Below are 14,849 nucleotides of genomic sequence, written 5' to 3' on the forward strand. Positions count from 1 at the left end.
ACTCAGGCACCCTCCCGGCTTTCAAAGTCGATGCGGGGGTCCACCAGTACATAGGTGATGTCGCTGATCAGTTTCAGCACCAGTCCCATCAGGGTGAAGATGTAGAGCGTGCCGAAAATTACCGGATAATCGCGGTTGAGCGCGGCTTCAAATCCCAGCAGGCCGAGCCCATCCAGGGAGAAGATCACTTCAATCAGTAACGAGCCGGTGAAAAACAGGGTCACCAGAACCCCGGGCAGGCTGGCGATGACAATGAGCATGGCGTTACGGAAAACGTGACCGTAGAGCACCTGCTTCTCTTCCAGCCCTTTGGCACGGGCCGTCACCACATACTGTTTGCTGATCTCGTCGAGAAACGAATTCTTGGTCAGTAGCGTCAGGGTGGCAAATCCGCCGATGACGTTGGCGGTCACCGGTAACGCCAGATGCCAGAAATAATCGCCGATTTTCTGATACCAGTTCAGTTCGTCGAAATTGGATGAGGTCAGGCCGCGCAGGGGGAACCAGTCGAAATAGCTGCCGCCGGCAAACAACACGATCAGCAGGATCGCAAAGAGGAAACCCGGTATGGCGTAGCCGACCACGATCGCGGAACTGCTCCAGACGTCGAAGCGGGAGCCGTCGCTTACTGCCTTGCGTATGCCCAGCGGGATGGATATCAGATAGATGATCAGGGTTGACCAGAGACCCAGGGAAATGGACACCGGCATTTTGTCGACGATCAGTTCCAGTACGGTGCGGTCGCGCAGCAAGGATTCGCCAAAATTGAACGTGGCGTAATCCCCGAGCATCTGAAGGAAACGCTCATGGGCGGGCTTGTCGAAGCCGTACATGACCTCGATTTCCTTTAGCAGCTCATCAGGAATGCCACGGGAGCCACGGGAACCGCCGCCAGAGGCGACCTCACCGCCGGTGCCGCCACCAGTTGCCCGGGCGAGAGCGCCCCCGCCGTGGCCCTCCATTTCGGCAATCAGCTGCTCCACCGGCCCGCCGGGGGCGGCCTGCACAATGACAAAATTCAGAAGCATGATGCCGATCAGGGTCGGAATGATCAGCGCCAGCCTGCGGAGTATGTACACGCCCATTTAATGGCTTCCCTTCACCGTTACTGCGTTACCCACAACCTGGGGGTCAGGGCTGGATCCACCAGTTATCGATATCAAAGCCATTTTTCGGCGTGTTCTCGGGCTTCCTCAGAAAGGCCCAGTAAGCAACCCGGTCACGGGGGAGGTACCAATGGGGTACAACATAGTGCCCGTGCAGCAGGACCCGGTCCAGAGCCCGAACTCGGTAAATTAGTTCCTCACGGTCCGGTGCCTGGATCACTTTGTCGATGAGTTCATCAACGATCGGATCGTTTACGCCCATGTAGTTGCGGGAGCCAGTTACTTCCACGTTTGAGGAGTGCCAGTATTCACGCTGCTCGTTGCCGGGGGAGTCGGATTGGGGCAACACCTGGGTAATTACGTCGTAGTCAAACTGGCGTACCCGTTGTATGTATTGATTGGTGTCGACCAGCCGGATGGACACCTCAATCCCGAGGCGGGCCAGGTTGTTTTTCCAGGGCAGCACAACCCGTTCAAAGTTCTTCTGATGCAGTAACACCTCGAAGGCCAGGGGGGTGCCCGTTTCGCCGTGAACCATCTTGCCATCGCGGACTTCGTAACCCGCCGCTTTCAACAGGCCCATGGCCTTGCGCAGGTTCTCCCGGAGTCCGCCTTCGCCTTCTATCTCGGGTGGTTGGTAGACTTCATTGAACACTGCCGGTGGTAGCTGGTCGCGGTAATCGTTCAGAATCGCCAATTCGCGACCTTCTGGCAAACCGTTCGACGCCAGCTCGCTGTTGTCGAAGTAGCTTTGTGTTCGCGTGTATTGACCATAGAACAAATTCTTGTTGGCCCATTTGAAATCAAAGGCGTAGGCTAGCGCCTCGCGCAGACGGGGGTCGGAGAACATTGGTTTGCGGGTGTTGATGGCAAACGCCTGCATGCCGGCGGGACGTTGATGCTCAATCGCCTCGGTGATGATGGTGCCATCATCGAAGCGTTCCCCGACGTAGGCCGTGGCCCAGTTTTTGGCGGACCCTTCCACGCGGAAATCGAAGTTACCGGCTTTAAAAGCTTCCAGGGCGACGGTGTCATCGGAATAGTAGTCGTAACGAACCTTGCCAAAATTGAAGCGCCCTTTGCGGACCCCCAGATCCTTTGCCCAGTAATCCCCCAGACGCTCAAAAGTAATGGAGCGGCCGGCCTCAAACGCGCCAATACGGTAGGGGCCACTTCCCACGGGAGGGGTCAGCCCGTTGCCACCGAATTCCCGGTCCTGCCAGTAATGGGCGGGAAGGATTGGCATCTGGCCGAGGATCAGAGGCAATTCGCGATTGGTGGTGTCGCTGAAATCGAAGCGCACCCGGTGTTCGTCCTCTACTGTCACCTTGCTGACGTCGGCGTAGTAATTGCGGTAAAAGGGGTGGCCTTCTGTGGTGAGGATCTCGAAAGAGAATTTGACGTCCTCGGCGGTAATCGGCTCGCCATCGTGAAAGCGGGCTTCCGGCCGCAGGTTGAAGATAACAAAACTGCGGTCTTCGGGAGTCTCCAGAGATTCAGCAATCAGTCCATACGCACTGAAGGGTTCATCATCCGAGGATTCCAGTAGCGTGTCATAAACGTACCCATTGATACCCGAGGCAGCAATGCCCCGGATGACGAAGGGGTTGAATGAGTCATAGCCATTCTCGACCACGGCTATCCGCAAGGTCCCGCCCTTGGGCGCCTGGGGATTCACATAATCAAAATGGCTGAAACCCTCGGGGTATTTCGGCTCGCCATGCATGGCAATGGCGTGGCGGGGTTCCGCTCCGGTGTCAGCCGCCGAAACGGTAGCCGGAGCGGCGGTCATCAGAAAAGCCAGTGAACAAAACGACGTAAGGTATGAGGCTATCCGTGTTTTTGTCATAGATCTCGCACGTTTTGATGAATCGTCCAGGAGTCAGTGATTGTTTTTGTTCCCCGGAGTTCCCGCCACAGGCGAATTTCTCAGGGGCTGTTCCTGATGTCCACGTAGAGTACCAGACTTTGACCCGGCTGCAGATAACGTGCTGAGTTCAGGTCATTCCAGCTTGCGATATCGCTCACATTCACGGAAAAGCGATTGGCAATGACTGACAGGGAATCGCCCTTGCGCACGCGGTAGCCCACTTTTCGAACCATGGCCTTGTTCCGTCCGGAGGAGGCAACAGACGTGGCCTGTCCGGACTTGGACCAGATCACAATCTGCTTTCCGGGCATCAGCGGATCACCCGGCGCCATGTTGTTCCACGCCGCCACCTGGCGTACGGAGACCCGGTGCTCCCGTGCGATATCCCAGAAGGTATCGCCCCGCTTGATGGTGTAGTCCACGCGGGTGCCACTGCGGTTGCGGGACTGCTTGCGTTCCAGGCGCTGGCCGGCGCTCAGGGCATACTGCTCAGAATCCTTGCTGGCCGAAGGAATCATCAGCCGTTGACCGATCCGGATCATGTCACCGTCGAGATTGTTGACGCGGCGGATCACCGCTGCGGTTGTGGAAAATTTGCGGGCAACCGTGCTCAGGCTGTCTCCGGATTCAACCTCATAATTTCGCCAGGCCACCCGTTCATTGGCTGGAATGTTTCGAAGAGCTTCGCTGAAAATAGCGGCTTTCTCCTTGGGAACCAGCAGACGATGGGGGCCGTCCGGAGAGGTCGCCCAGCGGTTGAATGAGGGGTTGAGCAGATAGATTTCGTCCACATCCACACTGGCGAGCTTGGCCGCCTGCGCCAGATCGAGCTGGGAGCCGGTTTCGACCACCTCGAAATAGGGCTCGTCGTTCAAGGGTGGGAGGTCGATGCCGTAGGCTTCGGGATTGTCGAATATCTTGGCCAGTGCAATCAGCTTGGGAACGTAATGAGTGGTTTCCCGGGGAAGTTTCAGCGACCAGTAATCCGTGGGTTTGCCAGCATTCCGGTTGCGACGCATGGCAATCGATACGGTTCCGCCACCACTGTTATAGGCCGCCAGAGCCAGGGTGTAATCCCCATCGAAACGGTTGGCCAGGCGATCCAGATAGGTGAGGGCGGCATCGGTCGCCGCAATAACGTCACGGCGCTCATCGTGCCACCAGCTCTGGGTCAGCCCGAAATACTTGCCTGTGCTCGGGATGAACTGCCACAAACCGGCGGCTCGGCCGTGTGAGTAGGCAAAGGGATCAAACGCGCTCTCGACAATCGGCAGCAGGGCAAGCTCGGTGGGCAGCCCCCGTTTTTCGGTTTCGGTAATGATGTAGTGCAAATATCGACTGCCGCGCTCGACCACCCGATCGATGTACCGGGGGTGCTTGCGGTACCAGTCCAGTTGCGTCTTGACCCGGGGATCGGTCACCTCATGGTCCAGGGCAAAACCGGCTCGCAGGCGGTGCCACAGGTCTGGCGTCGCGTCTGCTTCCTCCTTGCTGCGATCCGAGGGTTGATCGAGCCGGGAGCGGGCGCCTTCCGCTGCGGCCTTGAGGCCCGGCGAAATAGCGTCATCAAGTTCCGTGCGGGCATCTTCGCCGTCGGGGTTGCCGGATTCCACCGATTCCTTGAGCTCGTCATCACCGGCGGCCACCGTCAGCGTTCGGCTTTCGAGCGGGTTGTCTGATCCCGATCCGCTCTGTTCGTCGTCGAAATAACTTGCCGGATTCATCCAGTCTGGCGTGGTGTTTTCCAGTGTTGTACAGGCGCTTACGACGGCGCTGGCGAGTAACAGAGTGGAAAGGCGTCTGACCGACATAGTTGTACTTCCGGCTGGCTGACAATGCCGGGGTGTGTAGAAAAGCCCGGCATATTTAGTGAGTTATGGCGCTGAATTCGAACGGATTCTATGGGAAGCGTTCGAAAAGGGTCAAGAAACCTCTCGTTACGTCATTGAGAGGATTTGTTAACCACTCCGGAAGTTATCTTTGCCATGACGCACCGCTGCGAACACATCGTTCGCGGAGTTCGCTGGCAAGCCGTTGTCGGCACAGTAGGTTTCCGCTGCCGCGATGACCTCCGGGTCGTCCCAGCGCAGAAACGGGTTCATTTGCTTTTCCTCGCCCAGCACCGAGGGCACTGTAGGTTTGCCGTTGTCGCGCAGGCTCTGGCAGTGACTCTCGAATTGTCTCAGGGCCTCATCTTCCGGTAACCAGTGACGGGCGAAGCGAAGGTTTGCCAGGGTATATTCGTGGGCACAGTACACCCGGGTATCGTCAGGTAATTGCCGCAGATTTTCGAGCGACTCCCGCATCTGTGCCGGGGAACCTTCGAAAAGCCGGCCGCAACCGCAGACAAAGAGGGTGTCTCCGCAGAACAGCAGTGGATGCCCGGCAACCGGGGTCTCGGAGAAGAACGCGATATGGTCCAGGGTGTGGCCGGGTACCGCCAACACACTGAAGGTGAGCGAATTCCAGACAACTTCATCGCCCGGGTGAACGGGATTGGTAATCCCCTTGAAGGGCGACCCGGCAGGGCCGACGATCCGGCAGTCACCGGCGTCGGCAGCGAGACTGCTGACCCCACCAACGTGATCAGGATGGTGGTGGGTAACCAGGATAATATCGAGAGTGAGACCTTTCTGGCTCAGGTGCTCCCGCACCGGTTCAGCCTGGCCCGGGTCGACAATCAGGGCTTTGCCCGACTGCGGGTCCTCAAGGCACCAGATATAGTTGTCATTGAACGCAGGAATCGGCGTAATGGTCAGCATGGGGCCTCACATGTAGCGATGGAATGTCCCTGTTATCATAGTGCATTACACTGGTTGCCCCCAAGGGTGACCCAGAACGCTCAGGGGTGTAGAAAGATGCCTTCCCATGTACCCGTGGATTACGCAATTCGGCACGACAGCTTCGAGCGTTGGTACCAGACGCCTCTGGGCCGGGCTTTGCTGGCAGATCAACGTGCCTGTGTCGACACGCATCTGAGCAACCTGACGGGCGCACGCCAGCTGCAGGTGGGCATCAGCCACCGCTTCCCGCTGGCCAGCGGCACCGACTTCTCCCAGAAAATCGTCACTACGCCCCACTGGAGCCCGGCGATTCCGGATGGGGTCACCGTGTGTGATGCCGATGAACTTCCGTTTCCCGGGGATTCCATGGATCTGGTCATTCTGCACCACACGGCTGACTTTTCGCCGCACCCTCACCAGGTGCTGCGGGAGGCGTCGCGGGTGCTAAGGGGAGAGGGGTCAATACTGTTGATTGGCTTCAACCCGCTCAGTTTGTGGGGGCTTCGACGGGCTATTTCGCGATCTCGAAGCGGGCCATGGGGCGGTCGGTTTCTGATGAGAAGCCGAATGGAGGATTGGCTGCGGCTGCTGGATTTCTCTGTGGAGTACTCCCGCTCCTGCTTCAACCGGTTGCCGTTGCAACGGCCCGTGAGCGACCGAAGCGTGGCCTTTATGGACTCGCTCAGCGGCAATGGAATTCTGCCTGTTGGCGCCTATTACTGTATCCTTGCCAAAAAACGCGTATGTTCACGCATACCCCGGCGGCCGGTCTGGCGGCAGCAGAAAGTCATTCCATTACCTGGAACCGGCGCTGTGAGCGCCTCCCGTGGAAGTGTCAGCCGGACCTGCATTGAAACATCAAATCATGGGAGTGGTCATGGCCGGTAAGGTCGTTCTTTATACTGACGGTGCCTGCAAAGGCAACCCCGGGCCCGGCGGATGGGGCGTCGTGCTTCGCTATGGCGATGTCAGAAAAACGCTCCATGGTGGCGAATCGCAAACCACCAATAACCGAATGGAGCTGATGGCTGCGATCCGTGGCCTTGAAGCACTGAAGCGACCCTGCAACGTCGAGCTCTACACCGATTCGCAGTACGTCCGAAAAGGCATCACCGAGTGGATGGCGGGATGGAAGCGCAACGGCTGGAAAACGGCCGCCAAAAAGCCCGTCAAGAACGAGGACCTCTGGCGGGAACTGGATGAGGAGGTTGCCCGGCACAGTGTGAACTGGCACTGGGTAAAAGGACACTCCGGCGTACCCGACAACGAGCTGGCGGATGAGCTGGCGAACCGGGGCGTGGAAGAATTGGCGAACGCTTAGTCAGCAGAAGGCAGGGCATGAGACAGATCGTACTGGACACAGAAACCACGGGCATTGACCCGAACGAAGGCCACCGGATCATCGAAATCGGGTGTGTTGAAATGGTCGAGCGCCAGCTTACCGGCCGCAATTACCATGTCTATATCAACCCTGAGCGGGAAGTGGAAGCCGAGGCGATTACCGTTCACGGTATTACCAACGAGTTCCTGGCGGACAAGCCGGTGTTCTCTGAAATCGCCGACGAATTTTTCGAGTTCATCAAAGGCGCCGAGCTGGTCATCCACAACGCGGCATTCGACATCGGATTCATGGATTCCGAATTCGCTCGCCTCAAGCCGGTCCGCAAAACCGCTGATCATTGTGGCGTTGTCGATTCTCTGGCCATTGCCCGCAAAAAACACCCGGGCCAGAAAAACAATCTGGATGCACTGTGTAAACGCTATGGCGTTGACAACAGCAACCGGGAACTCCACGGTGCATTGCTGGATGCGGAGATCCTTGCCGACGTGTATCTGCTGCTCACGGGCGGACAGACCGCGTTGTCTCTTGATGCCGGCAGTGAAGAGGGTGGCGAGTCCGGCGGCATTCGCCGATTGGCGGCTGAGAGGCCGTCATTGAGAGTGCTGAGGGCCACGTCAGACGAGAACAGCGCCCATGATGAGTTCATGGAAGCCCTGGCGAAGCAGGCAGGCGGCACGGTTTGGGATCGTATCCAGAACCCGGGGAGCTGAGGGCGGCCCGACACCGCTGGAAGCGGAAGTGAGAACTGGATCTTTCTGTACCATTTGTTACATTCCGGGTTTCTTGAGCAGCTTGAGTTTTGTGTTATAAGTAATGATAAGTTCGCCAGTTTTTTGCGAGCAGCAACTGGAACAGCAACAAGAACAGGACGCGGTAGTCTCCGCAACATTAACAGGAAGCGTTTATGGTTCAATCGTCTCTGGCGACGAAATCGCAGTCTTTTGATCTGGTCAAAAGTGAAATTGAGCAGACCATAAAGCAGGCAGAATCGAGCCTCGAACGCTTCCAGGAAAACCGTGAGAGCGGGGAAGATCTTCAAAACTGCCTCGACTTCCTGAACCAGCTGCGCGGCATATTCATTCTTGTCGAGCTGCGGGGCGGAACCCTCCTTTGCCAGGAAGCGGTCAGCATGGCCAACGACGTTCCTGTCGGCGCCAATGATGACAAGAACATCCTTCTCACCACCCTGAACAGTGCACTGTTTATCCTCCGTCGCTACGTGGAGTATTACCACCAACAGCGCGCGGACCATCCCGAATTGCTGTTGCCGGTCATTAACGAACTGCGCGAAGCCCGCAAGGAAAAGCCTTACCCCGAATCCTGTTTCTTTGAAATCGATCTGAAGGAGCGGCCAGATTTCTGCGCCAACCTCTCTCTGGAGCCATTCGAAGGTAATGAGGCGGAGTACGAAATTTTTGGGCGTCGCATGCGGCTGACCTTTCAGGTCGCGCTTCTGGGAATTCTGCGTGAACGTAATGAAGTGGTCAGCAAAAAACTCTTCGGACGCGCAGCCCGTGGTCTGGCGCGCCTTTGCCATGGCGCACCCATGGGGCAGATGTGGTGTCTCGTCGCCATCGTCGCCGACACCATGCTTGACCGGGCCATGCCGTTCACCAAAGCGCGCAAGCGGATGTTCATGCGGGTAGAGAAGTACGCCAGGGAAGTGGTGTATGTAGGCAAGGTTGCGACCGCCAAGGATGCTCCTGATTCGCTGATCCGTGACCTGGTCTATCTGCTTTACCGCAGCGGCTCCGGCAACCCCGAAGTGACCAACCTGTTGGCCACCTATCGGTTGGCGCCGACGGAATACCCTGATTCCATGATGGCGGCCCACGCGCGCCGTCTCTACGGCCCGGGCTCGGATGTTCTGAAATCGCTCTCCGACGCGCTGCAGGACGAGCTGAATCAGCTCAAGGACAAGCTGGATATCATCGAGCGCGGGATCGAACCGGATCTTGCGGAGCTGGCTTCGATCGCTGATACCCTTGAACGCCTTGGCAACACCTTGCTGATGCTGGATCTGAATAAGCTGGCGGGCCGCTGTCGTGAAGAAGCTGACCGACTGCGGGCCTGGGAGTCCGAGTCGCGGCTTCCGGCGGACGACGAGCTTTACGCGTTGGCAGATTCTGTTCTGGGTATCGAGGATGCGGTGTTGCAGATCGTCACCCGCGGTATAACCTCGGAAACCGACGCCATGGCAACCGGGGATCGGAAACAGGAAGAATCCCTGTACCTCCAGGAAGCCCTATATGTTGTCGCCGACGAAGCCCGGGGGGCACTGACCCTCGCGAAGCGTGCGATAACCGCATTCATCGAATCCGATTACGACAAGCTACATCTGGCCAACCTGCCTGCGACCCTCCACAGCATCTGGGGCGGACTGCAGATGGTGAATGACCCTGCGGCGGCGGATGTGCTGGCCAGGGTCGCTGCATCGATCCAGGATCGCCTGCTTGATGCCCGGGAAGCACCGGCATCCCAGGTGCTGGAAGCGCTGGCGGATGCGTTGACCTCGCTGGAGTATTACATCGAAAGCATTGGCAAGCGGGAAGAGCGGAACGCGGATCTGCTGCGCCTTGCCGAATCCTCGCTGGATGACGTGGGGCTCTAGGCGAAAAAAAACCCTGCCGCGGGGCAGGGTTTCTTCGGAACGATGTCCTCGGGGCAGGATCAGCCCATCTTGAACAGCTCGCCCAGTTTGGTCGCCAGCATCATGTCGCCTTCGGCGCGCAGCTGTCCGGCCATGAATGCCTGCATACCGTCAGTTTCACCGGAAACAATGCCCTGCAGGGTTTCTGAGTTCATGATCAGGGTGACGGAAGGATCGTCATGCGCACCTTCGTGAAGCTTGCAGGTGCCATCCTTGATGACCAGGTGATAGGTTTTGTCATCTTCGATGTCGAACTGAAACACCAGATCCAGGCCTTCGGCTGCGTCTGCGTTGAAATTCTGTTCGAGCTTTTCAAATACCTGAGCTACAGACATTATTTTACCCTTTTTGATGATTGTCTTGGCTTGTCGGCGGCTGTGAGATGTCCGGTTTGAGCCTGTTCCGGACCGAAGGAGAGCCGACCTAGCAATCCGACTTTAGGGTGACATATCGACAGTGTCAACCTCTATCGAACGCTTGTTTAAAAATCCGGTTCGCTTACTACGACCAATCCGGTAAGTTACAATCACCGTCTCAAAAATCTGCCTGGAGAAGCATTTTGGAATTTCTGACAGAGTTCGGTTTGTTCGTCGCGAAAGCCGTGACACTGGTTATCGCCTTGATCGTCGTTATCTCGGTCATGCTGTCGGCTGCTCAGAAGGAAAAGGGCGAAGATCATAGTGATGGTGAACTTCGGGCACGAAAACTGAATGACAAGTACCGCAAGCTGCGGGAGTCGTTGCAGGCACGCCTGCTTTCCGAGCACGAACGTAAGGTCTGGGCCAAACAGCGCAAGAAAGAAGACAAAGCCCGCACCAAAGCTGAAAAAACGAAGCACAAGGCAGCGGACACGCCAGAAGAAGCTAAAAAACGGGTTTTTGTTCTCGATTTTGACGGGGATATCAAGGCGAGTGACACCGATCCCTTGCGCCGTGCTATCACCGCCGTTCTGAGTCTCGCGCGGCCTGATCAGGATGAAGTGGTGATTCGCCTGGAAAGCGGCGGAGGGCTGGTGCATTCCTATGGCCTCGCCGCCGCGCAGCTCGACCGCATACGCAGCAAGGGCATCCATCTGACCGCCTGTGTCGATAAAGTAGCGGCCAGCGGTGGTTACATGATGGCCTGCGTGGCGGACAGGATCGTGGCATCGCCCTTCGCCGTTCTGGGGTCTATTGGCGTTGTGGCCCAGCTGCCGAACTTTCATCGGTTGCTGAAAAAGAACAATGTGGATTTTGAGGTGCTGACTGCGGGCGAACACAAGCGAACGCTGACGGTTTTCGGAGAGAACACCGAAAAAGGTCGTCAGAAGTTCCTGGAGGACCTTGAAGACACCCACGTGCTGTTCAAGGAGTACGTCAGCGAGCGTCGCCCGGGCCTCGATATCGCAGCGGTCGCCAATGGCGACATCTGGTTTGGCCGCCGTGCCCTGGAGGTCAAGTTGATCGACCAGATCCAGACCTCCGACGAATATCTCATTGAAGCCTGCGACAATGCCGACGTAATCTCGGTAGCATTCCAGCGCAAGCGAACACTGCCGGAAAAACTAGGTCTGGCAACCAGCGCGGCTCTCGAACATACCGTATGGCGGGTGTTGAGCGCGTTCAGGAACCAGAAAATCCAGTAGCTGACAGGTAAATATGGAACCCAACCATGACAACTGCAACGGAATTCAAAGCCTGGCGAGTTGAAGAACACAACGGGGACTATCAGGGTAGCGAGCAGACGTTGACCACTGCAGATCTCCCGCCAAATGAAGTGCTGATCAGGGTTCATTATTCGTCCCTGAACTACAAGGATGCACTGTCTGCGTCCGGGAACAAAGGCGTAACCCGGGAGTTTCCCCATACACCGGGTATTGATGCGGTGGGCGAAGTTGTGGAGTCCCAGACTGGAGAGCCCGCCGTGGGCAGCCTCGTGATCGTCACCGGTTACGACCTGGGCATGAACACTGCGGGTGGTTTTGGTCAGTTCATCCGTGTACCGGCATCCTGGTGCGTCGCCATGCCCAAGGGTTGGGATGCCCGCACGGCGATGATCTATGGTACCGCCGGCCTGACGGCCGGTCTGTGTGTGCAGAAGCTCCTCAGAATGGGTGCGAGCCCGGATCAGGGCCCGGTGGCGGTGTCTGGCGCCAGCGGCGCCGTAGGGAGTGTGGCGGTAGAGCTGCTGGCGAAACTTGGCTTTGAGGTGGTCGCCATCAGTGGTAAACAGGATCACGCCGATGATCTAAAAGTCCTCGGCGCTTCCGACGTGGTTGGCCGCGATGCGCTGGCTGCCGGTAAAAAGCCAATGCTCAAGCCGGTTTTCGCCAACGCGGTGGATACGGTGGGCGGGCAGCCGCTGGCTGAGCTGCTGAAGCAGATCCGTCCGGGCGGCTCGGTATCCTGCTGTGGCCTGGTCGCCGGTCCGCAGCTGGAAACGACGGTGTTGCCGTTCATCCTTCGCGGAGTCAACCTGCTCGGTGTCGACTCCGTGGAAATTCCGCTGGCGGAAAAAGCGGCGGTCTGGGAAAAATTTGCCGGGGAATGGGCCTGCCCGAAAACCGAAGGCACTGCCCGTGACATCGGGCGGGGCCAACTGGACGGTGCCCTTAAAGCGTTCCTTAAGGGAGAGTCATCGGGCAAGATTGTTCTGGACCACGCGCTCTAGCAGACCTGTTCAGTCGTAGCAGGGCAGAAGTCAGCCAGAAAAAAAAGGGGAACCGAACCGGTTCCCCTTTTTTATCGACTGCGTAGAAGCCTCGCTCAGGAAGCCCGACGACGAAACAGCGGCACGTCGGTGTCGGTAGCGGCCTGATAGCCCTGGCTGAAAAACGTCAGAGAGCGGGCAGCTTTGGAAGCATCCTTGTCTTCCCGCAAGGCATAGCTGTCAAACCCACAGCGTTTCATGAACTGCAGTTGATCCAGCAGCACATCGCCAATGGCACGCAACTCGTTCTGGTATCCGAAGCGCTCCCGCAACAGGCGGCCAATGCTGTAACCGCGCCCATCGCTGAATTTAGGAAAGTTTACCGCAATCAGCTTCAGCTCATTCACTAGGCCTTCCAGAAGTTCCGGTTCGTCGTGGCTGTCAAACCAGACGCCAATGTCGTCACGGCCCTCAAAGTGTTCTTTGCCGGCCAGCCACAAATCCGCGGGAATCAGGGCGGGCTGATCCGGAATGTCGAGAGACTCACCATCCGCAGGGCGGGGAACCACTACCCAGGCGTCAGAGGTGATCGCCCCGTCTTTGCTAATAATGTCAGGCATAGACCCGCTCCTTGAAAGGCTCAATTCCAATTCGACGATAGGTTTCGAGGAAAGGCTCTTCCTCTTTCCGGTTGTTGACGTACACGTCGATGATCTTGGCAATCACCTCCGGCATGTCATCCTGTGCGAAGGAGGGGCCCAGGATCTTGCCGATGGTGGCATCGTGGTGTGACGAACCGCCCAGGCTCACCTGATAGAACTCCTCGCCCTTCTTGTCGACCCCCAGAACGCCGATGTTGCCGACGTGGTGATGACCGCAGGCGTTCATGCAGCCGGAAATGTTGAGGTCGATTTCGCCCAGATCGTAGAGGAAATCCATGTCATCGAAGCGGCGCTGGATGGATTCAGCGACCGGAATGGACTTGGCATTGGCCAGCGCGCAGTAATCACCACCGGGGCAGCAGATAACGTCGGTCAGCGTGTTCAGGTTGGCGGTAGCAAAGCCCATCGGCTCAATACGCTGCCACAGTTCAAACAGCTGATCCTGGCGCACGTCTGCCAGCACCACGTTCTGCTGGTGGGTTACCCGAACCTCGCCAAAGCTGTAGGCATCGGCCAGCTCGGCAATCTGTTCGAGCTGGGTGTCAGACACATCACCCGGCGGTGTGCCGGTTTCCTTCATGGTGAGCGTGACAATCGCATAGCCAGGCTTCTTGTGGCTGTCGATGTTGTGGCTCAGCCACTGGTCGAAGCGCCGGTTCTCGAAGCGCTGGGTGGCCAGCAGTTCGGAGGCGTTATCCAGTGCTTCATACGCAGGCTCGGTAAAGTAGCCCTGAATACGCTCGATGGCATCGCGGGTCAGGCGGGTGGGGGAGTCTTTGATGTGCGACCACTCCGCTTCCACCTTTTCGGCAAACCCTTCCGGCGTCAGTGCCTTGACCAGGATCTTGATCCTCGCCTTGAACTTGTTGTCACGGCGTCCGTAGCGGTTGTATACCCGCAGCACGGCTTCCAGGTAGGTGAGCAGATCAAACTCAGGGAGGAAATCGCGAATGACCGGGCCGACCATCGGCGTACGGCCGAGGCCGCCGCCCACGTGCACCCGAAAGCCCAGTTCGCCCTGATCATTGCGGACCATTTGCAGGCCGATATCGTGAACCTGAATGGCCGCCCGGTCCGTTTTCTCCGAGGCGTTGACCGCGACCTTGAATTTACGGGGCAGGAACGCGAACTCAGGGTGAAAGGTGGACCACTGGCGAATGATTTCACAATATGGACGCGGGTCGACCACTTCATCGACCTGCACGCCGGAGAACTGATCCGTGGTGGTATTGCGGATGCAGTTGCCGCTGGTCTGGTTGGCGTGCATTTCCACTTCCGCCAGCTCGGCCAGAATATCCGGAACGTCTTCCAACGCCGGCCAGTTCAATTGCACGTTCTGTCGCGTTGTAAAGTGAGCGTAGCCTTTGTCGTAGTCCCGCGTGATGCGCGCCAGACGACGCAGCTGGTCAGACCGCAGCATGCCGTAGGGAACACAGATCCTCAGCATGGGAGCAAGACGCTGAACGTAAAGGCCATTCTGGAGGCGGAGCGGAAGAAACTCGTCCTCGCTCAGTTCACCGGCAAGGGCGCGCTCGGTCTGGTCTCGGAACTGGGCAACCCGTTCGGCCGCTATCTGCCGATCGTGTTCGTCGTATACGTACATAGTAAAACGTCCTGCAATAACGCGTGGTAACAGGCACGGAGGCCTTTTTGAGGCGGCCAGAATATCACCGTGCATATATTCTTAAAATGATTATTTCCAAATATGTTTATCGATTAGGGCGATAAAGAAATGACAATCAGACTGGACGCCGGACAATTTCGTGCTTAACTATAGAGGGCAGACGTTCCCGGCTTGGGTAAGCCGC

At 57.5% G+C, this 14,849-nt stretch carries 13 protein-coding genes; 6 read left to right on the top strand and 7 right to left on the bottom strand.

Annotation, left to right across the window (positions count from 1 at the left end):
* Positions 1 to 2: 2 nt before the first annotated feature.
* The 4 genes from DYI22_RS00930 to gloB form a co-directional block, all read right to left on the bottom strand.
* Positions 3 to 1,085: a microcin C ABC transporter permease YejB gene (locus DYI22_RS00930; protein WP_213476154.1), complete on the bottom strand. Its 1,083-nt coding sequence runs from the start codon at positions 1,083 to 1,085 to the stop codon at positions 3 to 5.
* Positions 1,086 to 1,131: 46 nt separating this feature from the next.
* The gene (locus tag DYI22_RS00935; protein ID WP_228300723.1) at positions 1,132 to 2,898 is read right to left on the bottom strand and encodes an extracellular solute-binding protein; all 1,767 of its coding nucleotides are present in this window, start codon (positions 2,896 to 2,898) and stop codon (positions 1,132 to 1,134) included.
* Positions 2,899 to 3,035: 137 nt separating this feature from the next.
* Positions 3,036 to 4,787, bottom strand: a complete 1,752-nt coding sequence (locus tag DYI22_RS00940; RefSeq protein WP_213476156.1) for a lytic transglycosylase — start codon at positions 4,785 to 4,787, stop codon at positions 3,036 to 3,038.
* 147 nt (positions 4,788 to 4,934) lie between these two features.
* Positions 4,935 to 5,738 carry a hydroxyacylglutathione hydrolase gene (gloB, locus tag DYI22_RS00945; protein ID WP_213476157.1) on the bottom strand — a complete coding sequence of 268 codons (804 nt, stop codon included), beginning with the start codon at positions 5,736 to 5,738 and terminating at the stop codon, positions 4,935 to 4,937.
* A gap of 96 nt (positions 5,739 to 5,834) precedes the next feature.
* On the opposite strand from gloB, the gene DYI22_RS00950 reads away from it, so the two are divergent.
* The 4 genes from DYI22_RS00950 (at position 5,835) to DYI22_RS00965 (ending at position 9,712) form a co-directional block, all read left to right on the top strand.
* Positions 5,835 to 6,647 (top strand): class I SAM-dependent methyltransferase, encoded by an 813-nt coding sequence (locus DYI22_RS00950; protein WP_213476158.1) that lies wholly within the window; start codon positions 5,835 to 5,837, stop codon positions 6,645 to 6,647.
* Positions 6,637 to 7,080, top strand: coding sequence for a ribonuclease HI (gene rnhA / locus DYI22_RS00955; RefSeq protein ID WP_213476159.1), 444 nt, complete (start codon positions 6,637 to 6,639; stop codon positions 7,078 to 7,080). Before DYI22_RS00950 ends, rnhA begins: the two co-directional genes overlap by 11 nt.
* Positions 7,081 to 7,097: 17 nt before the next feature.
* Positions 7,098 to 7,811 (top strand): DNA polymerase III subunit epsilon, encoded by a 714-nt coding sequence (gene dnaQ / locus DYI22_RS00960; RefSeq protein ID WP_213476160.1) that lies wholly within the window; start codon positions 7,098 to 7,100, stop codon positions 7,809 to 7,811.
* A 194-nt stretch (positions 7,812 to 8,005) separates the two neighbouring features.
* Entirely contained in the window at positions 8,006 to 9,712 is a 1,707-nt protein-coding gene (locus tag DYI22_RS00965) for a chemotaxis protein (RefSeq protein WP_213476161.1), read from the top strand.
* 59 nt (positions 9,713 to 9,771) lie between these two features.
* On the opposite strand, the gene DYI22_RS00970 is transcribed toward DYI22_RS00965, so the two are convergent.
* Positions 9,772 to 10,086 carry an SCP2 sterol-binding domain-containing protein gene (locus tag DYI22_RS00970; protein WP_213476162.1) on the bottom strand — a complete coding sequence of 105 codons (315 nt, stop codon included), beginning with the start codon at positions 10,084 to 10,086 and terminating at the stop codon, positions 9,772 to 9,774.
* 224 nt (positions 10,087 to 10,310) lie between these two features.
* On the opposite strand from DYI22_RS00970, the gene sohB reads away from it, so the two are divergent.
* Positions 10,311 to 11,375, top strand: a complete 1,065-nt coding sequence (sohB, locus tag DYI22_RS00975) for a protease SohB (RefSeq protein ID WP_213476163.1) — start codon at positions 10,311 to 10,313, stop codon at positions 11,373 to 11,375.
* A 26-nt stretch (positions 11,376 to 11,401) separates the two neighbouring features.
* Positions 11,402 to 12,400, top strand: coding sequence for a YhdH/YhfP family quinone oxidoreductase (locus tag DYI22_RS00980; RefSeq protein ID WP_213476164.1), 999 nt, complete (start codon positions 11,402 to 11,404; stop codon positions 12,398 to 12,400).
* Positions 12,401 to 12,495: 95 nt separating this feature from the next.
* Here the strand turns inward: DYI22_RS00980 and DYI22_RS00985 are convergent, their stop codons facing one another.
* Both DYI22_RS00985 and DYI22_RS00990 read right to left on the bottom strand, forming a co-directional pair.
* Positions 12,496 to 12,999, bottom strand: coding sequence for a DUF934 domain-containing protein (locus DYI22_RS00985; RefSeq protein ID WP_213476165.1), 504 nt, complete (start codon positions 12,997 to 12,999; stop codon positions 12,496 to 12,498).
* The gene (locus tag DYI22_RS00990) at positions 12,992 to 14,644 is read right to left on the bottom strand and encodes a nitrite/sulfite reductase (protein ID WP_213476166.1); all 1,653 of its coding nucleotides are present in this window, start codon (positions 14,642 to 14,644) and stop codon (positions 12,992 to 12,994) included. The genes DYI22_RS00985 and DYI22_RS00990 overlap by 8 nt, the downstream gene beginning before the upstream one ends.
* Positions 14,645 to 14,849: the final 205 nt, after the last annotated feature.

The sequence above is a fragment of the Marinobacter lipolyticus genome (assembly GCF_018424605.1).
In the GTDB taxonomy this organism is placed as follows: domain Bacteria; phylum Pseudomonadota; class Gammaproteobacteria; order Pseudomonadales; family Oleiphilaceae; genus Marinobacter; species Marinobacter lipolyticus_B.